Origin of the sequence: Agrobacterium burrii (genome assembly GCF_017313405.1) — a bacterium.
GTDB classification, from domain to species: domain Bacteria; phylum Pseudomonadota; class Alphaproteobacteria; order Rhizobiales; family Rhizobiaceae; genus Agrobacterium; species Agrobacterium burrii.
Genome location: NZ_JAFLNA010000014.1, coordinates 11,565 through 31,633, shown reverse-complemented (window position 1 = coordinate 31,633; position 20,069 = coordinate 11,565). Strand labels below are relative to the sequence as shown.

At 60.1% G+C, this 20,069-nt stretch carries 19 protein-coding genes; 5 read left to right on the top strand and 14 right to left on the bottom strand.

Annotated elements, in window-relative coordinates:
* Nucleotides 1–39: 39 nt before the first annotated feature.
* The 5 genes from JZX89_RS22360 to JZX89_RS22340 form a co-directional block, all read right to left on the bottom strand.
* Complete coding sequence (locus tag JZX89_RS22360) at nt 40–381, bottom strand: formate dehydrogenase subunit delta (RefSeq protein ID WP_174375073.1); 342 nt, start codon at nt 379–381, stop codon at nt 40–42.
* 68 nt (nt 382–449) lie between these two features.
* Nucleotides 450–3,332 (bottom strand): formate dehydrogenase subunit alpha, encoded by a 2,883-nt coding sequence (fdhF, locus tag JZX89_RS22355; protein WP_207135325.1) that lies wholly within the window; start codon nt 3,330–3,332, stop codon nt 450–452.
* A gap of 4 nt (nt 3,333–3,336) precedes the next feature.
* Nucleotides 3,337–4,893, bottom strand: coding sequence for a formate dehydrogenase beta subunit (locus JZX89_RS22350; RefSeq protein ID WP_207135324.1), 1,557 nt, complete (start codon nt 4,891–4,893; stop codon nt 3,337–3,339).
* On the bottom strand, nt 4,890–5,369 hold the full coding sequence (locus JZX89_RS22345; protein ID WP_207135323.1) for a formate dehydrogenase subunit gamma: 480 nt from the start codon (nt 5,367–5,369) through the stop codon (nt 4,890–4,892). The genes JZX89_RS22350 and JZX89_RS22345 overlap by 4 nt, the downstream gene beginning before the upstream one ends.
* Before the next feature lie 115 nt (nt 5,370–5,484).
* Nucleotides 5,485–6,420 carry a LysR family transcriptional regulator gene (locus JZX89_RS22340; RefSeq protein WP_149901025.1) on the bottom strand — a complete coding sequence of 312 codons (936 nt, stop codon included), beginning with the start codon at nt 6,418–6,420 and terminating at the stop codon, nt 5,485–5,487.
* A 189-nt stretch (nt 6,421–6,609) separates the two neighbouring features.
* Here JZX89_RS22340 and JZX89_RS22335 point away from each other — a divergent pair, with 189 nt between their 5' ends.
* The 4 genes from JZX89_RS22335 (at nt 6,610) to JZX89_RS22320 (ending at nt 9,270) form a co-directional block, all read left to right on the top strand.
* Nucleotides 6,610–8,091 (top strand): helix-turn-helix transcriptional regulator, encoded by a 1,482-nt coding sequence (locus tag JZX89_RS22335; RefSeq protein WP_149901024.1) that lies wholly within the window; start codon nt 6,610–6,612, stop codon nt 8,089–8,091.
* 140 nt (nt 8,092–8,231) lie between these two features.
* Nucleotides 8,232–8,411, top strand: a complete 180-nt coding sequence (locus JZX89_RS22330) for a CsbD family protein (RefSeq protein ID WP_149901023.1) — start codon at nt 8,232–8,234, stop codon at nt 8,409–8,411.
* Between the two features lie 32 nt (nt 8,412–8,443).
* Complete coding sequence (locus tag JZX89_RS22325; RefSeq protein ID WP_188356124.1) at nt 8,444–8,767, top strand: BON domain-containing protein; 324 nt, start codon at nt 8,444–8,446, stop codon at nt 8,765–8,767.
* On the top strand, nt 8,764–9,270 hold the full coding sequence (locus JZX89_RS22320; RefSeq protein ID WP_149901022.1) for a DUF992 domain-containing protein: 507 nt from the start codon (nt 8,764–8,766) through the stop codon (nt 9,268–9,270). Before JZX89_RS22325 ends, JZX89_RS22320 begins: the two co-directional genes overlap by 4 nt.
* A 64-nt stretch (nt 9,271–9,334) precedes the next feature.
* Here the strand turns inward: JZX89_RS22320 and JZX89_RS22315 are convergent, their stop codons facing one another.
* A complete protein-coding gene (locus JZX89_RS22315; protein WP_207135322.1) occupies nt 9,335–10,051 on the bottom strand; it encodes an aspartate/glutamate racemase family protein in 717 nt (238 codons plus the stop codon).
* A 22-nt stretch (nt 10,052–10,073) separates the two neighbouring features.
* Nucleotides 10,074–10,703 (bottom strand): flavin reductase family protein, encoded by a 630-nt coding sequence (locus JZX89_RS22310; RefSeq protein ID WP_142857941.1) that lies wholly within the window; start codon nt 10,701–10,703, stop codon nt 10,074–10,076.
* A gap of 130 nt (nt 10,704–10,833) precedes the next feature.
* Between JZX89_RS22310 and JZX89_RS22305 the strand changes: the two genes are divergently transcribed.
* Nucleotides 10,834–11,511: a GntR family transcriptional regulator gene (locus tag JZX89_RS22305; RefSeq protein ID WP_153516084.1), complete on the top strand. Its 678-nt coding sequence runs from the start codon at nt 10,834–10,836 to the stop codon at nt 11,509–11,511.
* Between the two features lie 9 nt (nt 11,512–11,520).
* Here JZX89_RS22305 and JZX89_RS22300 read toward each other — a convergent pair whose 3' ends face one another.
* The 7 genes from JZX89_RS22300 to JZX89_RS22270 form a co-directional block, all read right to left on the bottom strand.
* Nucleotides 11,521–12,528 (bottom strand): ABC transporter ATP-binding protein, encoded by a 1,008-nt coding sequence (locus tag JZX89_RS22300; RefSeq protein WP_207135321.1) that lies wholly within the window; start codon nt 12,526–12,528, stop codon nt 11,521–11,523.
* A complete protein-coding gene (locus tag JZX89_RS22295; RefSeq protein WP_149901018.1) occupies nt 12,525–13,508 on the bottom strand; it encodes an ABC transporter ATP-binding protein in 984 nt (327 codons plus the stop codon). Before JZX89_RS22295 ends, JZX89_RS22300 begins: the two co-directional genes overlap by 4 nt.
* A complete protein-coding gene (locus tag JZX89_RS22290; protein ID WP_207135320.1) occupies nt 13,501–14,994 on the bottom strand; it encodes an amidohydrolase family protein in 1,494 nt (497 codons plus the stop codon). Before JZX89_RS22290 ends, JZX89_RS22295 begins: the two co-directional genes overlap by 8 nt.
* Complete coding sequence (locus tag JZX89_RS22285; protein WP_207135319.1) at nt 14,994–16,187, bottom strand: amidohydrolase family protein; 1,194 nt, start codon at nt 16,185–16,187, stop codon at nt 14,994–14,996. The genes JZX89_RS22290 and JZX89_RS22285 overlap by 1 nt, the downstream gene beginning before the upstream one ends.
* Nucleotides 16,188–16,192: 5 nt before the next feature.
* Nucleotides 16,193–17,140 carry an ABC transporter permease gene (locus tag JZX89_RS22280; RefSeq protein ID WP_149901015.1) on the bottom strand — a complete coding sequence of 316 codons (948 nt, stop codon included), beginning with the start codon at nt 17,138–17,140 and terminating at the stop codon, nt 16,193–16,195.
* A gap of 18 nt (nt 17,141–17,158) precedes the next feature.
* On the bottom strand, nt 17,159–18,127 hold the full coding sequence (locus JZX89_RS22275; RefSeq protein ID WP_046801232.1) for an ABC transporter permease: 969 nt from the start codon (nt 18,125–18,127) through the stop codon (nt 17,159–17,161).
* A gap of 261 nt (nt 18,128–18,388) precedes the next feature.
* A complete protein-coding gene (locus JZX89_RS22270; protein ID WP_149901014.1) occupies nt 18,389–19,954 on the bottom strand; it encodes an ABC transporter substrate-binding protein in 1,566 nt (521 codons plus the stop codon).
* Between the last annotated feature and the right edge of the window lie 115 nt (nt 19,955–20,069).

Sequence of the window (20,069 nt, the reverse complement as noted above, 5' to 3'; positions counted from 1 at the left end):
TGCTCTCCCATGCGGCGAACGCGGCCCCCTCGCCGCCGCTCAATGTCTGGTTTCAGGAATGCTCGGTTCGGACAGGGACTCACCCGCAGCCGGCCCTTTGCCGCCCGGCGCACCCTTGGCATCCTCCCCAAGGCCGACCGCATCATCGACAGGCGTTCCGGGCCTTTTGATCTCCTGCGAGGCCGCTATCACCAGCGGCAAAAACTCTCCGGCACCGGCATCGACAATCTCGAAAAACCGGCGGCGCATGCGCGGTTCCCAGAATTTGTTGATATGGGTGGCGACGCCGTCGATGCGGACACCCTCCGGCTGCGAGAGGAAAAAAGTCGCGATCTGGTTCGCCATCCTCACCAGTTTTTCGTCGGTGTGATTAAGCAACATGCTGTTCCCCCGCGCCGCCTGCCGGTCGGCGTCCGTGTTTCAAATGACCGGGTCACCCCCGGCCCCGATTATTCGGCTGCCTCCAGCTTGCCGGTGATCCGCCGCGACCGGCGGCCAAGCGCGTCATATTCCTCCTGCCACTCCGTCGGCCCGTTCGAAGCCGACACCTGCACGGCGGTCACCTTGTATTCCGGACAGTTGGTCGCCCAGTCGGAGAAGTCGGTGGTGATGACATTGGCCTGCGTGCCCGGATGGTGGAAGGTGGTATAAACCACACCGGGGGCGACGCGGTCGGTGATCAGCGCTCTGAGCGTGGTATCGCCGGAGCGGCTGACGAGCTTGATCCAGTCGCCATCCTTGACGCCGCGCTGTTCGGCATCGTGCGGATGGATTTCCAGCCGGTCCTCCTCATGCCACACGACGTTTTCCGTGCGCCTTGTCTGCGCGCCAACATTGTATTGCGACAGGATACGTCCCGTGGTCAGAAGCAGCGGGAAGCGCGGGCCGGTGCGCTCATCCGTCGCCACATATTCGGTGCGGATGAACTTGCCCTTGCCGCGCACGAAACCGTCGACGTGCATGATCGGCGAGCCCATCGGGAATTTCTCGTTGCAGGGCCACTGCACCGAACCGTTGACCTCCAGATAGTCATAGGAAACACCGGCAAAGCTTGGCGTGGTGGCTGCGATTTCGTCCATGACCTGAGACGGGTGCGTGTAATTCCAGCCAAGCCCCATGGCCTGGGCAAGTTTCTGCGTGACCTCCCAGTCCGAAAGGCCATTTTTCGGCGTCATCACCTTGCGAACGCGGTTGATGCGGCGTTCGGCATTGGTGAAGGTTCCGTCCTTTTCGAGGAAGGTCGAGCCGGGCAGGAAGACATGCGCGTAGTTCGCCGTTTCGTTGAGGAAAAGATCGTGGACGACCACGCATTCCATGGCGGCGAGACCGGCGGAGACATGTTTGGTGTCCGGATCGGATTGAAGAATATCTTCGCCCTGAATATAGATGCCCTTAAAGCTGCCGTCGACGGCGGCATCCAGCATGTTGGGAATGCGCAGCCCCGGCTCGTTGTTGAGCTTCACACCCCAGAGTTTTTCAAACACGTCGCGCGTGGCGTCATCGGAAATATGCCGATAGCCCGGCAGCTCGTGCGGGAATGACCCCATATCGCACGAACCCTGCACATTGTTCTGGCCGCGCAGCGGATTGACGCCCACACCCGGCCGGCCGATGTTACCGGTGGCCATCGCCAGATTGGCAATCGCCATGACGGTGGTCGAGCCCTGGCTGTGTTCGGTAACGCCGAGACCGTAATAGATCGCGCCATTGCCACCCTTGGCAAACAGCCTTGCGGCACCGCGCAACTCCTCTGCCGGTACGCCGGTAAAGCTTTCGGTCTCCTCCGGGCTGTGTTGGTGTTCCGCAACGAAAGCGGCCCAGTCTTCAAATTCCGACCAGTCGCAGCGCTCGCGGATAAAGGCCTCGTCGAACAGTCCTTCGGTGACGATGACATGGGCGAGCGACGTCAGCACGGCGACGTTCGTGCCCGGCTGCAGCGGCAAGTGGAAAGACGCTTCCACATGCGGTGTGCGGACGAGATCGATGCGGCGCGGATCGATAACGATCAGCTTGGCGCCCTGGCGCAACCGCTTCTTCAGGCGAGAGCCGAAAACCGGATGGCCGTCGGTCGGGTTTGCGCCGATGACAAGGACGACATCCGAGTGCTCGACGCTATCGAAATTCTGCGTGCCGGCAGAGGTGCCGAAAGCCTGTCCCAGACCATAACCCGTCGGCGAATGGCAGACGCGGGCGCAGGTATCGACATTGTTGTTGCCGAAACCGGCGCGGATGAGTTTCTGAACCAGATAGGTCTCTTCATTGGTGCAACGCGACGAGGTGATGCCGCCGATGGATTCGCGGCCATAAGCCCCCTGAATCCGCTGGAATTCCGAGGCGACATGCGAAAAAGCCTCTTCCCACGTCACTTCCCGCCACGGATCGGAAATCTTTTCCCGGACCATGGGGTTGAGAATACGGTCGCGGTGGCTGGCATAACCATAAGCAAAGCGACCCTTGACGCAGGAATGGCCGCGATTGGCCTGCCCGTCCTTCCACGGCACCATGCGCACCAGCTCTTCACCGCGCATCTCCGCCTTGAACGAACAGCCGACGCCGCAATAGGCGCAGGTCGTGACCAGCGAATGTTCCGGCTGGCCGATTTCGATCACCGATTTTTCGGTCAGCGTCGCCGTTGGACAGGCCTGCACGCAGGCGCCGCAGGACACACATTCGGAATCGAGAAACGCTTCATGCGCGCCGGGCGACACGCGGCTCTCGAAGCCGCGACCTTCAATCGTCAGCGCAAACGTCCCCTGCACTTCCTCACAGGCGCGAACGCAGCGGGAGCAGACGATGCATTTCGAGGGATCATAGGTGAAATAAGGGTTGCTCTCATCCTTCGGCATCCAGTTGGCATTGAGAACGCCATCACCGGCACGGGCCTTCACATGGTTGTCGCCATCGTAACCGTAGCGCACATCGCGCAGGCCCACGGCACCGGCCATATCCTGCAATTCGCAATCGCCATTCGCGGCGCAGGTCAGACAGTCAAGCGGGTGGTCGGAGATGTAAAGCTCCATCACGCCCTTGCGGATCTGTTTCAGACGCTCCGTCTGGGTGTGCACGACAAGGCCTGAAGCAACCGGCGTGGTGCAGGAGGCGGGGGTGCCGTTGCGGCCCTCCACCTCGATAAGACAGAGCCGACAGGAGCCGAACGCATCGACCATGTCGGTGGCGCAGAGTTTGGGAACATCGATGCCCGCTTCCCTCGAAGCGCGCATGATCGACGTTCCCGCTGGCACGGTGATTTCACGGCCGTCGATAGTCAGTGTCACCATCTCGGTGGACAGGGATTTCGGTGTTCCGTAGTCGTTTTCAAAAACAAGGGCCATGGTCTTACTCCGCCGCTTCGATGCGTGGGATGGGTGCGAAATCCTGCGGGAAATGCCGCAGCGCGCTCATGACGGGATAAGGCGTGAAACCGCCAAGCGCGCACAGCGAACCGAATTTCATCGTTTCGCAGAGGTCTTCGAGCAGCGCCGTGTTACGCTCCCGCTCTATTCCAAGGGAAATCTTGTCGACTGTTTCGACACCACGCGTCGAACCTATGCGACATGGCGTGCACTTTCCGCAGCTTTCGACGGCGCAGAACTCAAGTGCGAAACGGGCCTGACGCAGCATGTCAGCGGTGTCGTCGAAAACGACGATGCCCGCATGACCGATCAGGCCGCCGGCGGCGGTAAATGCCTCATAGTCAAACAGCGTGTCGAACAGCGAGACGGGAAAATAAGCGCCCAGCGGACCGCCGACCTGAACCGCCTTGACGGGACGGCCGGTAATCGTGCCGCCACCGATATCGTTGACCAGTTGCCCGAGCGGCAAACCGAACGCGGTCTCGTATAATCCGCCATGTTTGACATTGCCGGCAAGCTGGATCGGGATCGTGCCATGCGAACGGCCGATGCCGAAATCCCGATAAAAGGCCGCGCCGCGATCCATGATCACCGGGATCGACGCGAGCGAGATTACATTGTTGACCACCGTCGGTTTGCCGAACAGGCCTTGCAGCGCCGGAAGCGGCGGTTTGGCGCGCACCGTGCCACGCTTGCCCTCAAGGCTGTTGAGCAGCGAGGTTTCCTCACCGCACACATAAGCGCCGGCCCCCATGCGCACTTCCATATCGAAGGCGCGGCCCGACCCCAGCACCGAGTTGCCAAGCACGCCTTCGCGCCGGGCGATCTCGATGGCTTTCTCCATCGTTCTGATGGCGTGGGGATATTCCGAGCGGGTGTAAATGAAACCCTTCGTCGCCCCGACCGCAAGCCCGGCAATGGCCATGCCCTCGATCAGCACGAAGGGGTCACCCTCCATGATCATGCGATCGGCAAAGGTGCCACTGTCGCCCTCATCGGCGTTGCAGACGATATATTTCTGGTCGGCCATGGCATCGGCGACGGTCTTCCATTTAATGCCCGTCGGGAAACCCGCGCCGCCGCGCCCGCGAAGGCCGCTTTCCGTTACCTGGCCGACGATCTCGGCAGGCGCCATCGAAACGGCCTTCTCCAGCCCTTTCATGCCCTGATAGGTGCGGTAATCCTCAAGCGACAGCGGATCGGTCACGCCGCAGCGCGCAAACGTCAGGCGCGTCTGGCTTTTCAGGAACGAAATATCCTTGGTAGGCCCAAGACAGAGCGCATGATCGCCACCATCAAGAAAACCGGCGTCGAAAAGGGCGGAAACATCAGAAGCCTTGACCGGGCCATAGGCGATACGGCCGTGATCGGTGCGAACCTCCACCAAGACTTCCAGCCAGAGCAGGCCACGCGAACCGTTGCGCACGATGTGCACATCATGGCCTCGGGCGGCCGCTTCGCTCCGGATGCCTTCGGCAACGCGATCTGCACCGACAGCCAAAGCGGCGGAATCGCACGGTACGAAAACGGTGATGCTCATCGGCGCGCCTCCGCCAGAATGTCGCCAAGACAGTGCTCGTCTACCCTTGCATAAACATCGCCGTCCAGCATCAGGGCCGGCGCCTGGGCGCAGAGCCCGAGACAGAAGACCGGCTCAAGCGTGACCGAGCCATCCGCAGCCGTCTCGTGCCAGTCAAGACCGAGCTTTTGTCTGATGGTATTGTTGAGAGACTCGCCGCCCATCGACTGGCAAGCCTCTGCCCGACAGAGCTTCAGGACATGGCGTCCACCGGGATGATCACGGAAGTCAGGATAAAAACTGACGACGCCATGCACTTCGGCCCGCGAGACATTGAGGGCCAAGGCAATGACCTGCTTGGCGCTTTCAGGCACATAACCGAAATCCTCCTGCACCCTGTGCAGAATGGGCAGCATCGGCCCTTCCAGATGCAGACAGTCTTCGATGATGGCGGAAACACGGGCCGCCTCATCCACGGCCACCGCACGAATATTCATAAGGCCAGTCCTCCCAAACCGACTTGGGGCAGATGGTTCGAACGGAGGACCTCCACATCCTGACCCGTTACGTCGCACCCGCCTGATGCCGGAAAGAATGGCTAGCTGATCCAGATCAGGTCAATAACGCCTTTCCGTCAGTCGATAGGAAATTTCTATCAAAAACGGAGGCGGCGGCGCGCAATCGCGCCTCGTGCAGCAATGCCGATACGAGCGGCGTATGCGGTTCGCGATAGGTCGCAATCAGTCCGACCAGATGTTCCGCATCCGGCTCGGTGATGGGGATCATTCGTATCTGTTTTGGAAAACCAAATGATTCCGCGATGTTACGCGGCATTATCGAAGCCCATTGACCCGTGCGAATATGGGAAAAAAGCACGATCATTGAATTGGATTCGAGCGTGGGCTTCGCCTCGACACCCGCTTCGGCCATGTGTTTGTTGATAATACGGCGGTTTTGCATGTCGGAAGTCAATAGACAAAGCCGAAGATCCGAGACCTGCTTCCAGGTCACGTTTTCCTGATCGGCAAGCGGCGTGCCGGCTGCTGCGATCAAATGATACCGCTCCGAATAAAGAGGAACCGTAGTGACCCGGCCAAGCGGCTCATTGTCCAGATAGCTGATTCCCGCATCGATCTCGAGATTTTCGATCTGGCTCAGAACCTGCAGCGAGGTGCGGGAGGTGACCGAGAACGTGACCGCCGGATGGCGCGCCTGAAACGGCTCGGTAAGACGCGGCACCATGGCAAGGGCGGTGGGGATGACGGCAAGGCGGATATGACCGGCAAGACCTTTGCGCGCCGCCCGCATTTCCTCCCGCATGGTGCGTGTATCGGCAACGATGCGCCTTGCCCATTCCAGAACCCGCTGGCCTTCCGGCGTCAGGCCCTGATACCGCGCCGCGCGCACGACAAGCACGACGCCGAGCTGATCCTCGAGTTGCCGGATGGCCGCAGAAAGCGTTGGCTGCGAAACGCCACACTCCTCCGCCGCCCGCCCGAAGTGCTCGGCACGCGCAAGCGCGATGAAAAACTCCAGCTTGTCGATCATCCTGCCTCCCGTAACACGCGTCGCTGTGTAGGACGGCGTGCACGGCGACACTAACGTGAGGTGAGCCCCGTCGCAAATCCAGTCGCAGCGAAAGACCGCCGGATTGCGACACGTCTCCTTGAGTTTGCTGCAACACTTGCCTCAACCATGCGTTATAACCCGCACGGGGATTAACATGCCGGGGGCAATATGGACGAGCACGCAGACATTCCGAAGATCAACCGGCTTGTGTTGCAAAATCTGATCGCCGGGTTGAGCGACGGATTGATCCTGGTCGAAAAGGACGGAACGATTGCCTGGGCAAACAGGGCGGCACTTCGTATGCACCGGATCGAGGTGCTCACGGATCTGGGAGAGGATGCAGCGGCCTACAGGCGCAATTTTACGCTTCGTTATCGCAACAACCATCTGCTCGAGGAGGGACAATATCCGCTCGAGCGTCTTCTGGCCGGCGATGATTTCGACGACGTGACGGTGGAAGTGTCGCCGAGCGGCAATGAAGAAGAGGAGTGCTGGGTCCATACGATACGTGGCCTGGTTCTTGAGGATGCCGGTGCCAGGCCCGACGTTCTCGTCCTCATCATCCGGGATGAAACACCCCGTTTTGAGGCCGAAGCGCGCTTTGAAAGCGCCTTTAACGCCAACCCCGCCCCGGGCCTGATCTGCCGGCTGGAAGACAAGCGTTTCATCCGCGTTAATCAGGGCTTTCTTGAAATGACCGGCTTCACACGTGAGGAGATTATCGGCGTGAGCGTCGAGGAGCTTGGACTGTTTTCCGAATGCGACACCGGTGAGGACGCGCTGAAGCGGCTGCATGAAGGCAGGATCATCCGCCAGCGGGAGGCGCTTATCCCCATACCGGGAGGCGACAGACTGGTGATCGTCGCTGGCGAAACCATCGCGGTTGCCGAGGAGCCCTGCATGCTCTTCACCTTCGCAGATCTTGACGGGCGTCGCAGGGCGCAGAACGCGTTGCGCCAGAGCGAGGAACGGTTCTTCAAGTCTTTCCGTCTTTCACCCGCGCCGGCTGCCGTTTCGCGGCTGGAGGACTTCGTGCTGACTGAGGTCAACGACGCCTTCCTGCAACTATGCGGCCGCAAGGAGCCGGAGGTGGTGGGCAAAACCGCTGGCGAATTGCGGCTTTGGGAAGACGTGGCGGCACGCCGGGATATAGAGAAACGGCTGAAGGACAACATCCCCATCCGCAATGAAAACATGCGCATGAAGCTGAGCGATGGCGGCGCTGCCGAATGCATCGTTTCTGCCGAACGCGCCGAGATCAACGACCAGCAATGCGTCATCTGGGCGATACAGGACGTGACCGAACGCAGACGCTCGGAAAATGAACTGATCGAGGCGATCGAAAGCGTGATGACCGATACTTCCTGGTTCAGCAGGACGGTCGTCGAAAGACTGGCAGGGCTGCGCCAGAATGCGCGCAGCACGACGCCGTCCGCATCGCTGAAGGACCTGACGGATCGCGAGGAAGAAATCCTGTCGCTTATCTGTGACGGTTGCAGCGACAGGGAAATGAGCGACAGGCTTCATCTTTCCAAGCACACCATTCGTAATCATATCGCGTCACTTTATGGCAAGATCGGCGTGAACCGCCGTACTGCAGCGGTCATCTGGGCACGCGAACGGGGCTTTTCCGGCCGCAGAGAAAAATAGCGGCCTGCTTTAGCAAAAATAGGTCACTTTATACCAGTTCAACTAGTAGAAAATGCTCTGCTTCAGGCCATTGCGCCGCACTACCTTCACATCATGCCGTTGTCAGCAGCGGCAGTATCCAACGATGGAAGGAGTGCATCATGGACAAAAACCGTATCGAAGGCATTGCCCGCCAGGCCAAGGGAACCATCAAGGAAGCGGCCGGAAAGATTACCGGCAATGGGCAACTTGAAGCGGAAGGCAAGGCAGAAAAAGTCGCCGGCCACGCACAGGAGAAACTTGGCCGGGCGAAAGACGCCATCACCAAAGCATTAAAGTGATCTACCGATTGTTCAGGGCGGGAGGTTTCACGATGATGCTTTCATGGGACGCAAACACGGCACCGGGCTGCAATCCGCAGGAAATCAGCCTGTGCGCCGCGTTGCAGGCATTGATCGCCTATGCGGACGGGCAGGAAAACAGCAGCATCTCCGTCAGTTCCTCTGATGGGTGCATTGTCCTCACAGGCGAAGTTGAAACACTCTCTGCCTTCGAACGTGCGGTCATCATCGCCGAATGCTTCGCATCGCGACCCATCATCGCCGATCTGGCGATCCGCCAGCGCCCGTCGATCAGGCTGGACGCGGCCTCCCCGCGCCTCCACCTCGCCAACAATAACAGGAGTGATAAACAATGAAGAAGTTCGTTCTCGCAACCGCCATCGCAACCCTTGCGTTTGCACCGCTCGCCTCGGCCGAAACCAAGCACAACTCGAAGCGCGCGACTGAAACCGTCCAGAAGGAACGTGTCGGGACCTTGTCCTGCGAAATCGCAGGTGGGGTCGGCCTTGTGATCGGTTCCAGCAAAACCGTCGATTGCCAGTTTCGCCAGCGTTCCGGCAAGACCGAGCGCTACACCGGCACCATCGGTAAGCTGGGTCTCGATATCGGCGTGACGGGCAAGACCTATATGAGCTGGATCGTGTTCAACACGGCGGCGAGCCGCATCGGCGACGGCGCGCTTGGCGGCGAATATGTTGGCGCTTCCGCCGCCGCCTCGGTCGGCATCGGTATTGGCGCAAACGCCCTGATCGGCGGCAACGCCAAGAATTTCGCGCTTCAGCCGATCAGCGCCGAGGTCGGCACGGGTGTAAACATTGCAGCGGGCGTATCACGCCTGCAATTGAAGCACGCCCGCTAATTAAGGCTGCAAACAGTGCGGTTTCGGGCATCCACATTGCCCGAAACCGTATGCTGTCCCTTGCTCAGGCAACCAGCATGGCTTCCTTGATGCGCGGATAATCATAGGCATTGACCTTCGAGGTCACGTAACCCGCCCCCACCAGCGCCTCGGCGAGTTTCACCGCTGCCGTAACCCCATCGATAACAGGCACGCCGGTTGCCTCGCGCAGCCTGTCGCACAGAGCCGACATGCCGGCGCATCCAAGAATGATCGCTTCCGCCGCATCCTCCTTTTTGGCCGCTTCGATTTCGCGGATCAGCATCAATTCGGCAGCGAGCGGATCTTCTTCGAGACCAAGAACCGGCAGATTGATGGCGCGGACCCTGCGGCAATGCCGCTCCGCCCCATAGTTGCCGACTAGGTCCTCGATGATGGGGATCGAACGCGGCAGGGTGGTGATGATGGAAAATCGGCGGCTAATCGTCATGGCCACCTGAATGGCGGCCTGGCAGATGCCGATGACCGGCCCGCGCGCCACTTCGCGGGCGGCATGCAGCCCCGGATCGTCAAAGCAGGCGATGACATAGGCGTTAACGCCCAGCTGTTCGCCCTTGCGGATTTCCTGCAGCAGGCCCGGAACAGCCAGCGCCTCATCCGCCCCACCTTCGATACTCACGGGCGTATCGGCGGGATTTGCAGCGGAAATTTTCGTATCCATGTGTTTGACGCGCAAGGCACTGTCGAGCGCCTTCGCCGTCATCGAGGCCGTAGAGTTCGGGTTGATCAGGCGAATATGCATCTGGGTAAGCCTTTCAGGACCTTCACGCGCCATCTGGCTTGATGAAGTCAGTAATCGCAGGCGCCTTGAGGACGAACTGGCGGTCCGAAGTAATGTAATTGTCGGCGTGAAGGCGTGCGATCGGCTGGTAGCGATCCGGATCGACATAACGCCCCTCTTCATCGAGGCAATCCTTGTGCACATGCATATGCACGACCTCACCCAGAACCAGCGTGCGGCGCGGATAATCGATCAGACGCTCCACCCGGCACTCAAAGGCGCAGGGTGATTCCGCCGCAAAGCTTGCATCGATCTTGCTGCACGGGGTCGCGGTCAGCCGCGCCATGGAAAGTTCGTCCACCTCGCTGTCGAAGCCGAGGCCGCAGACGAGCATCTGTTCCGACAGGGCCATATCCACCATGTTGATGACGAATTCGCCGGTACGGCGAATATTGACCATCGTGTCCTTCTCCTCACCCGTCACACGCGGCTGGATACCGAGGACGACGATCGGCGGATCATGGGAAAAAACGTTGAAAAAGCTCATCGGCGCCGCATTGTTGTGGCCGGCAGCCGAACGCGTCGTGACGAGTGCTATCGGCCGGGGACCGATAAAATTCGTCAGCAGACGATAACGGCTCTGCGGTTCGAGCGTGGTGAAGTCGAATTCCATGACAACTGCCCTGTTTATAGTACACAATATTATTTCAGATTGTTGACAATCTTGCAACCAAAACTGTGTTGAAACGGTTGACTTTTTCCACCGCATCACGCTTCTCTAGCCGTAATGGAGAGTGAACCCGATGACCGAACAAAACGGCCAGTCCACGCAGCAAATTGTCGAGAAAGTCTGGCTGTCGATCGCTGAACGACGGCTTCGCCCGGGCGTGCAGCTGAAGGAGGAGCAGCTCGCCACCATTTTCGGCGTCAGCCGCGCGCGCATCCGCCAGGCGCTTTCCGTGCTGGAGCGCGACGGACTCGTCACCATCGTTCCCAATCGCGGCGCCTTCGTTTCCAAACCGTCGGTCGAAGAGGCGCGAGACGTGTTCTTCGTGCGCCGCACGGTAGAACAATGCGTCGTTGAGCGACTGTGCAAATCGGCCACCAAGGCTGATCTGAAACGGCTTCGCGACCATGTCGAAAAGGAGCGCGTGGCCAATGCTCACAATATCACCACCGACATCATCAAGCTTTCCGGCGGCTTCCACCTGCTGCTTGCGGAAACGGTCGGTTCCGATTTCCTGTTCACCACCATGCGCGACCTCATTTCCCGTTCCTCCCTCATCACTGCCGTTTACCGTAACACGGACCGCTTCAACTGCGGGCCTGACGAGCACGCGGAAATTGTCGATGCGATCGCCAATAATGATCCGTCGAGAGCCACACATCTGATGACCCATCACCTCGAACATGTGGAAGCGGAACTCGACCTCAGCGAAATCCGCGACCTTTCCCATGATCTGCGGGCAGCACTCGCCTGACCCTGCGGATCAGGCGCGCTCCCGTTCCTGCGTCAACACCTCTTCATCCTCCACCAGATGACATGCAACGCGTGTGCCGCCGGCAAGCGTGCGCACCTGCGGCACTTCCGCCGAACAGCGGGCCGTTGCCAGCGGGCAGCGCGGATGGAAGGTGCAGCCCGAAGGCGGCCTGAGCGGGCTTGGGACTTCACCTGCCACCAGTTCCCGGTCGCGGCGCGGCGCCTCGATATTGGGAATGGTCTGCAGCAAAAGCTGCGTATAGGGGTGGCGCGGGCGGGCGAACAGCTCCTCCGTATCGCCCTCCTCCACGATGCGGCCGAGATACATCACCGCGATACGGTCCGACATGTGGCGGACCACGCTCATATCATGGCTGATGAACAGATAGGTGAGCCCCAGCTCGTCCTGCAGCCGCCGCATCAGGTTCAGCACCTGCGCCTGCACCGACACGTCAAGCGCGGATGTCGGTTCGTCGCAGACCAGAAACTCCGGCTCGCTTGCCAGGGCGCGGGCAATCGAAATGCGCTGGCGCTGGCCACCGGAAAATTCATGCGGGAATTTCTCGCCGTCGGAGGCGGAGAGGCCGACCGTTCGCAGCAATTCTTCCACCCTTTCCATTGTCTCAGCACGGGTGGCGCGCAGTTTCAGTTCCCGGATCGGCTCTGCAATGATGTTCTTCACCCGCCAGCGCGGATTAAGCGAGGCATAAGGATCCTGAAAGATCATCTGCGCTGAAAGCGGCGCACCCTTTCGTCCCTTGGCAAAGCGGAACTCACCGGCGCTCGGCCGGAACAGCCCCGTCACCAGCCGCGCAACCGTGGACTTGCCGCAGCCGCTTTCGCCGACGATGCTGAGACAGCCGCCGGATGGCACGGTGAAGTCGATGTCGTTGACGGCCTGCACAAATAGACGGGGCTTGCGCTCTATGACGCGGTTGAGCCATGGGGCGGAAACATCGAAGGTCTTGGTCAGGCCCTTCACCGTCAGTGCGGGCGTTTTTGTCACCGGGGCTTTCATGCTGTTCCTCCTGCATTCATCCAGCAGGCGCTTGCGCTGTTGCCCTGCGTTTCCAGTTCCGGGCGCTCGCGAAGACAGCGGGGGCCTGCAAAGCCACAACGCGGATTGAAGGCGCAGCCCGGGGGGATCGCATCAAGACGCGGCATCGCCCCGTCGATCTGGTTGAGCCGCTCCACCCGCGCGCCGAGCGAGGGGATGGAGGCCATCAGGCCCTGCGTATAGGGATGTTTCGGCGCATGCAGAACCTGCTCGACCGGCCCGACCTCGATAAGCCTGCCGGCATAAAGCACGGCGACGCGATCAGCAGCTTCGGCGATGACGCCCATATCATGCGTGACCAGCATGACGGCCGTCTGCTTCTCCTTGCACAGCCTGCGCAGCAGCGAGATGATCTGCGCCTGAATGGATACGTCAAGCGCCGTGGTCGGCTCGTCGGCAATGATGAGCTTCGGCGAGGCCGCCAGCGCCAGGGCGATGACGACACGCTGGCGCATGCCACCTGAGAACTGATGCGGATAATGATCAATGCGGTCTTCCGGAGACGGAATGCCGACATCCTTCAAAAGTTGAACCGCCCGCCCCCGCGCCTCTTTTTTATTGAGCGGCAGATGCTGGCGGATCGTTTCGACCAGCTGAGCGCCCACCGTAAAGAGTGGGTTGAGAGAGGTGAGCGGATCTTGGAAAATCGCACCGATTTCGCGGCCGCGAATGCTCTCCATCGCCCTGTCGTCCAACTTGTCGATACGCCGCGACCCAAGCCATATTTCGCCTTCGGCGATGCGGCCGGGCTTTTCCAGCAAGCCCTGTATCGCAAGCCCGGTCATGGATTTTCCGGCACCGGATTCGCCCACAACACCTAGGATTTCGCCGGGGCGGATCGACAGGCTGATATCCGAAAGGGCCGTCACCGTGCCTCTGCGGCCCGGAAACTCGACTTTCAGATTGCGAACATCGATAACCGACTGGTTCATGTTATCCATTGGCGTCAACCTCCACCGGGTAGCTCGGGGGGAAAATTTCCGAAACGGGCGGATTGGCCCAGCTTCGTTCGGGATATTTCGCAATCAGCCCATCGAACTGCGCCTGCGCCTGAACGCGGGCTTGCTCCATGTCGATATTCGCGACCTGCCTTGAGCGCATCGACAGGCGGCCATCAACGAAGACCGCACGTGTGATCTTGCCGGAACCGCCGGTAACGATGGTCGTAATCGGATCGACGCTCGGCGCCATGACGGTATCATCGAGATCGAAGACCGCGATATCGGCGCGGGCGCCCTTTGAGAGATGTCCTAGATCGGACCGACCCAGCGCCGTTGCGCCACCGATTGTGGCGGCGTCGAACAGATCGGCCGAGCGGACCCTGTCGGGAGCACCGTCGCTGATGCGGCAGGTGATGAGCCCGACCAGAAGGTTCATCAGCATGTCGGCCGGTGCCGTGTCCGTGCCCATCGCGATGTTGATGCCACGCTGCCGGCACGACGAAAACGACGACAGCTTGCTGCCGCCTCTGGCCGACACCAGCGGACAGTGGACGATGGAAACGCCATTTTCAGCGTAGAGCGCCAGATCTTCGTCCGTCGCATTGGTGGCGTGCGGCGCGACAAGGCGGTCGCTGAGGAGACCGGCCTTGGCCAGCCACACGGGCGCAGTGGAGCCATGAAGGCTGCGGACGGTATCGACCTCCATCGTGCCCTGCGCCATGTGCAGACGGAACTTGCATCCAAGATCACGAGCGGCCGCATCGGTTCTTTGCAACAGGGCGAGCGTCGATGTCTCGACCCGATCCGGCGCGAGCATGCCGCGCACGAGATCACCATGCCGTCCGCTCTGTCTTTCGATAAAGGACACCGCATCCTTCAGCCCCTGAAAGCCGCGCTCTTCGTCAAAAACAGGCACCATGCGCCCCGGCTCTTCCAGCACCATGCCGCCGGAGCGGTATGCGGGGCTGAGATAGACGCGCAGGCCAAGTTCGCCGGCAGCATCGGCCGCAGCCTCGAATTCGGCAACGGTTTCGCCCCATTGCCGGTAAAACAGGGAAGCGATGGGCGCAGCCGTGGTAATGCCGTTGAGAAGCAGCTGGCCGAAAGCAAAACGCTTCTGGAAGGCCAGCTCCTCCCCGGAATACATCTCGTAGGGACCCGCCTCGACATAAGATCGCGGCCAGACCCGGCCCTTGGCCCAGCCGGGGTAATGATCGATCCCCAGGATCGTCGTATCGAGGTCGGAGAGCGCATCGAGATCGATCAGGCCGGGGCTGATGAGGGCATTGCCGAAATCGACGCGACGGGCGACCTCGCCCGGAAAACCGTGCCCGACGAACAGAATCTCACCATTCTCGAAGACCACCTCGCCGTTTTTCAAGAGCCGGTGTGATCCGTCCTTGTGTCCGACAACCCAGCTTGCAGTAAGCAGCGTGCGGCCCGACGGACGTTCGCCAAGCGCGAGAGATTGCAAAGCGGCACTCATCACGGCGCCTCCACGATGGCTTTGCCGTTTCTGGCGGTAACGCGGCCGCCTTTGACGACGAGCGGCCGGGGCGCAATATCAACAACGGCATGGGCGAGCGTTTCGCCCATAAGCAGCGTGAAGTCTGCGGCGCAGCCTTCCGAGAGGCCATAATCGCCAAGCCCCATGACATCGGCTCCGCCCTGCGAAACCACATGCAGCACATGGGCAAGTTCGATATCCGAGCGAAGGCCGTTCTTCATACCGATGATCTTTGCCCGGTCGAGCATATCCGGCTGACCCCATGGACCCCAGGTATCGCGAATGCCGTCACAACCGCCGCCCACACGCACACCCGCCTCCTTCAGCCGCATGATCGACGGCACATTTGCCGAAGGCGCACCGGTCGTCAGGATCGCCACGTCGAGCCTTGCGATCTCTTCAATCAGCTTGCCGACCCGCAGGTAATCATTCATTCCAAGTGCAAAGGCATGGCTGATAGCGACCTTGCCTTCCATGCCGTTGGCCCGGATACGCTCGAAGATCAGCTCCATGGTGAAGGCGCCAAGATCGGCTGCCTCATGCAGATGGATGTCGATCGGCACGCCGTGCTTGACCGCAAGCGCAAAGAGAATATCCAGCTGGCCCTTTGGATCGCGGTCGATGCCGCAGGGATCGATGCCGCCAAGCACTTCGCAGCCCTGTTTCAGGGCCTCGTCCATAAGCTCCACGGTGCCGGGCATGACCATGACGCCGGATTGCGGGAAGGCGACGACTTCGATGTCGATGACGCCCTTCAGCTTCTCGCGGGTCTCCCAGATGCCCTCCACGAGCGTCAGGCCATGGGTCGGGTCAATATCAACGTGGCTGCGAATATGGGTGCCGCCATTGGCCGCAAGGCCGATGGCGTGGCGCATGGACTGGCGGTGAGGATCGATGCCGATCTGTGTCCGGTTTTCGCGTTCAAAGTCGATCCGCTGGCGCAGGATCGCGGCGCGATTATTGACATGCCAGGGCATGCCCCATGTCGTCTTGTCGAGATGGGTATGGGCATCGATAAGGCCGGGAACGACAATCGCGCCATTCCCCTCCTCGACCGGCATGCCCGGCTCGGCCTCGAACTTTCCGAAACCGGCTATCTTTCCCTGCCTGATCAGAATGTCGCAGGTATCGCCCGCCATGGGCCTGATGTTGCGGAGCAGAAGATCGTGCATGGAACTCACCTCAGTTTCGGATTGAGCGCATCGCGCAGCCAGTCACCCAGAAGGTTGACGGTGACGACGAGCAGACAGAGCTGGAAAACGGGAAACAATACGATCCACCACGAACCCGAGAACAGGAACTGATTGCCGATACGGATCAGCGTTCCGAGTGAAGGCTGGCTGGGCGGCATGCCGATGCCGAGGAAGGACAGCGTCGCTTCGGTGAGGATCGCCATGCCGAAATTGAGCGTGGCGGCAACCATGATCGGTGTGAGCGTATTGGGCAGGATATGGTTGGCCATGATGCGACGGGCGGGAACGCCGATGAGTTTGGCCGCCTGCACATAATCCTTGCCGGTTTCGACGATGGCCTGGGCGCGCACGGTGCGCGCATATTGCACCCAGGCGGAAAGGGCGATGGCGAAAATCAGCACGGCGGATGCCCCCACCTCGCGCAGACTGTCCGGCAACATCTGCCGCACCACCGTCGAGACGAGGATGGCCACCAGAATTGTCGGGATGGAGAGCGTGATGTCGCCGATCCGCATCAGGAGGTTATCGGCAAAGCCGCCGAAGTAACCAGCGACCAGCCCGGCCGTCATGCCGATGACCAGCGACAGCGCCACGGAAGCGACACCGATGACGATCGATATGCGTGTGCCGTAAAGAATGGCGGAGAGCATGTCCCGCCCCTGCGTATCCGTGCCAAGCAGATAGGGCCATTCGCCGCCTTCCTGCCAGACCGGCGGCAACTCGGCCTTCCACATGTCCAGCGAAGCGCCATCATAGGGGTTTTGCGGCGCGATCAGCGGCGCGAATATGGCAGCGAGGATCAGGATTGAGAGGACCAGCGCGCTGATTTTCGCCGATCTGCTGCGACTGAAGGACCAGTAGAGATCGCTGTCGCGCATGCGGCTGAAAAGCGACCGGCGGGCGGGTTTTGCCATTTGTGGAAGGTCTGTCATGAAACCGGCTCCCTTCGGTTAACGCGCGGTGCGCAGACGCGGATCGATCACCGCATAGGCAATGTCGACGAACGTGTTGAGAACAACGAAGATGAAGGAAATGATGCAGAGATAGGCCGCCATGACGGGAATATCGAGAAACGTCACCGCCTGTATGAACAGCATGCCCATGCCCGGCCACTGGAAGACCGTTTCCGTAATCAGCGCGAAGGCGATGAGCGAGCCGACATTCATCGTCGTCAGCGTCACGACAGGCATGAGACAGTTGCGAAGCGCATGGCGGAAGTAGATGCGCCAGCGGGGAATGCCACGGGCACGCGCAAACTTCACGAAATCGGATCGCAACACCTCCAGCATCTCGGCGCGGACCAGACGCATGACGAGCGTGATCTGATAAAGCGAAAGCGCAATGGCCGGCAGAATGATGGCCGCACGCCCGGAGGAGGTCAGCAACCCGGTGGACCACCAGCCGATCTGCACCACATCTCCCCGACCGAAGGCCGGCGCCCAGCCGAGCGACACCGAAAAGACGAGAATGAGCAGAATGCCAACGACGAAACTCGGCAGCGAAACGCCGACGATCGACAGGAATTGCAGGCCCTCCGTATACCACTTGCCACGCCTGATTGCCGTCAGCACCCCAAGCGGCAGACCGACGACCAGCGAAAGGACAGTGGCGACGAGAACAAGCTCCAGCGTTGCCGGAAACCTCTCCGCTATCAGCGGCAGCACCTGCTGGCCGTTGCGATAGGAAACGCCGAAATTGCCCTCTGCCGCATCTTTGACAAACCGCAGATATTGCGTCGGCAGGCTGTCATTGAGGCCGAGGCGCTCACGTAGGGCCGCCCGATCCTCCTGCGAGGTCTGTTCGCCGACCATCAGCTCAACGGGATCACCCGCGAGCCGGAAAATGAGAAATGCGATAAGCGCGACGGAAAGCATGACGAGCACGGCATTTCCCAAACGCTTGATGATGAAAACCAGCATGGTTACCTCTCGGATGCGAACCCGCGCCACAAGGCGTGCCAGGTTCGACCATTCTCTTCCAGAGACAGGGCAGAGCTTTCGCAACGATGCGACGATGCCTGGCGCATGAGCCTGTCACATTGTCGACAATTGCACCGGCGGAGGATCGCATTTCGTCCGTCCCTTCCGTGAGCATCACGGTTTCAACGGCTGAGGCAAACTGCGCCGGAAAAGGCTGGAAAGGCGTTCGGCGACAGGCCGACGCCCTTCCAGCGTTCTGCATTATTTGTCGAGCTGTGTCAGCCAGTGACGCGGCTTGTTATCGGCACGGAAATCGACGCTCTTGACCTTTCCGAGCATGGCCCATGCAATAGGTTGCTGATGCAGCGGAACAAGCATGGTTTCATCCTTGGCGATTTTCAAAGCGGCTTCTTCAAGCGCGAGACGTTTGGTGTTGTCCTGCTCCTGTGCCGCCTCTCCCACCAGCTTGTCGATTTCGGGGTTCGACCAGCCGCCATAATTGGAGACGCCCATCGCACCCTTGCGGGTCGACAGGATCTGCGACAGGAACGAGAAGGCATCAAGCGTCGGCTCGTTCGCCCAGCTGAGGTTGAAAACATCGGCCTTGCCGCCGTTGCGCTTGGGCGACTGCACGGAGCGCGGGGCAATGTCGATCGTCGGCTGGAAACCGCCGCGCTTCAGCATGTTGGCAACGCCGGAGCAGATATCTTCCTCGTTGATGCTTTCATCGTTCATGCAGGTGTAGGTGAAAGCGAGGTTCTTCATCCCCGCATCGGCAAGCAGCTTCTGCGCTTTTGCCGGATCGGCGGGTTCATAGGTATCGAGCGACTTGGCATAACCCGCGATTTCGGGCGCGATGAGCGAACCGGAAGGCCTTGCAAGGCCGCGCATGACCTTCTTGTTGATGAGATCGCGATCAAGCGACGCCTCGAATGCCTGACGCACACGCAGGTCGTTAAACGGGTTGGGCTTGCCGTCTTCCAGCTTTTCACGACGGTTGAAACCGATGAACAGCGTGCGCAGTTCGGTGCGCTTCTTCACCGTGATATTGGCCGAGGTTTCAAGCCGCGGCAGGTCCTGGATCGGCGCGGAATCGATCAGGTCTATCTCGCCGGAAAGCAGCGCTGCAACACGTGTCGCGGCAGAGGCGATCGGGACGAATTCGATACGGTCGAGATTGTGCTTTTTCTGATCCCACCAGCCGTCATTGGCGACGAGAACCGTCTTGCTATCGGGCACACGGCTTTCGAGCTTGAACGGCCCGGTGCCATTGGTGTGCATCGTCGTATAACCGTCGACCTTGGAGGCGAAATCGGTCGGCTTCTCGCTATTGTTATCTTTCAACCACTTGGCGTTGAAAATGAAGATATTGGTGATGTCGTTCAGGAAAAGCGAGGTCGGCGCGCTGACGTCGAGATCGACAGTGTAATCATCGACCTTCTTGACCCCGGCAAAGACCGGAATATTGCCGCGCAATGGCGAGGTGGCATCTGAAGCGCGCGTGAAGGACGCGACCACATCATCAGCGGTGAAATCCGAGCCGTCATGGAACTTCACGCCCTTGCGCAGGGTAAAGCGCCAGGTCTTTCCATCAACGAGCTTCCACTCCGTCGCCAGCGCCGGTTCGATCTTGAAGTCCGGCCCGTAACGGACAAGCCCTTCATAGATGTGATTGAGGAAAGCAAGGTTGGAGGTGGAAGGCACCGAATACGGATCGAGCGAATAAAGATCGGCGCGGCTACCCCAGCGAAGGGTCTCTGCGCTTGCGGGAGCGGCAATGGCGGCGGCGGCCATGGCGGCCAAGACAAAACTTCTAATTCGGGACATTTGATCCCCCCTTTTTATAGGTCGTTGGAAAGCCGGCAGGCGGCTGAGCAAGCGGAGTATTGTTTTGCCCGGCCTTATTGTCAATAATATTGTTGACAATTATCGTATTCAAAAT

Excerpts from the sequence above, each read along its gene's own strand:
- JZX89_RS22360 (WP_174375073.1), bottom strand. The coding sequence starts at position 381 with ATGTTGCTTAATCACACCGACGAAAAACTGGTGAGGATGGCGAACCAG.
- fdhF (WP_207135325.1), bottom strand. The coding sequence starts at position 3,332 with ATGGCCCTTGTTTTTGAAAACGACTACGGAACACCGAAATCCCTGTCC.
- JZX89_RS22285 (WP_207135319.1), bottom strand. The coding sequence starts at position 16,187 with ATGCACGATCTTCTGCTCCGCAACATCAGGCCCATGGCGGGCGATACC.
- JZX89_RS22320 (WP_149901022.1), top strand. The coding sequence starts at position 8,764 with ATGAAGAAGTTCGTTCTCGCAACCGCCATCGCAACCCTTGCGTTTGCA.
- JZX89_RS22280 (WP_149901015.1), bottom strand. The coding sequence starts at position 17,140 with ATGACAGACCTTCCACAAATGGCAAAACCCGCCCGCCGGTCGCTTTTC.
- JZX89_RS22335 (WP_149901024.1), top strand. The coding sequence starts at position 6,610 with ATGGACGAGCACGCAGACATTCCGAAGATCAACCGGCTTGTGTTGCAA.
- JZX89_RS22270 (WP_149901014.1), bottom strand. The coding sequence starts at position 19,954 with ATGTCCCGAATTAGAAGTTTTGTCTTGGCCGCCATGGCCGCCGCCGCC.
- JZX89_RS22340 (WP_149901025.1), bottom strand. The coding sequence starts at position 6,420 with ATGATCGACAAGCTGGAGTTTTTCATCGCGCTTGCGCGTGCCGAGCAC.
- JZX89_RS22275 (WP_046801232.1), bottom strand. The coding sequence starts at position 18,127 with ATGCTGGTTTTCATCATCAAGCGTTTGGGAAATGCCGTGCTCGTCATG.
- JZX89_RS22310 (WP_142857941.1), bottom strand. The coding sequence starts at position 10,703 with ATGGAATTCGACTTCACCACGCTCGAACCGCAGAGCCGTTATCGTCTG.
- JZX89_RS22325 (WP_188356124.1), top strand. The coding sequence starts at position 8,444 with ATGATGCTTTCATGGGACGCAAACACGGCACCGGGCTGCAATCCGCAG.
- JZX89_RS22315 (WP_207135322.1), bottom strand. The coding sequence starts at position 10,051 with ATGCATATTCGCCTGATCAACCCGAACTCTACGGCCTCGATGACGGCG.
- JZX89_RS22305 (WP_153516084.1), top strand. The coding sequence starts at position 10,834 with ATGACCGAACAAAACGGCCAGTCCACGCAGCAAATTGTCGAGAAAGTC.
- JZX89_RS22300 (WP_207135321.1), bottom strand. The coding sequence starts at position 12,528 with ATGAAAGCCCCGGTGACAAAAACGCCCGCACTGACGGTGAAGGGCCTG.
- JZX89_RS22295 (WP_149901018.1), bottom strand. The coding sequence starts at position 13,508 with ATGGATAACATGAACCAGTCGGTTATCGATGTTCGCAATCTGAAAGTC.
- JZX89_RS22330 (WP_149901023.1), top strand. The coding sequence starts at position 8,232 with ATGGACAAAAACCGTATCGAAGGCATTGCCCGCCAGGCCAAGGGAACC.
- JZX89_RS22290 (WP_207135320.1), bottom strand. The coding sequence starts at position 14,994 with ATGAGTGCCGCTTTGCAATCTCTCGCGCTTGGCGAACGTCCGTCGGGC.
- JZX89_RS22345 (WP_207135323.1), bottom strand. The coding sequence starts at position 5,369 with ATGAATATTCGTGCGGTGGCCGTGGATGAGGCGGCCCGTGTTTCCGCC.
- JZX89_RS22350 (WP_207135324.1), bottom strand. The coding sequence starts at position 4,893 with ATGAGCATCACCGTTTTCGTACCGTGCGATTCCGCCGCTTTGGCTGTC.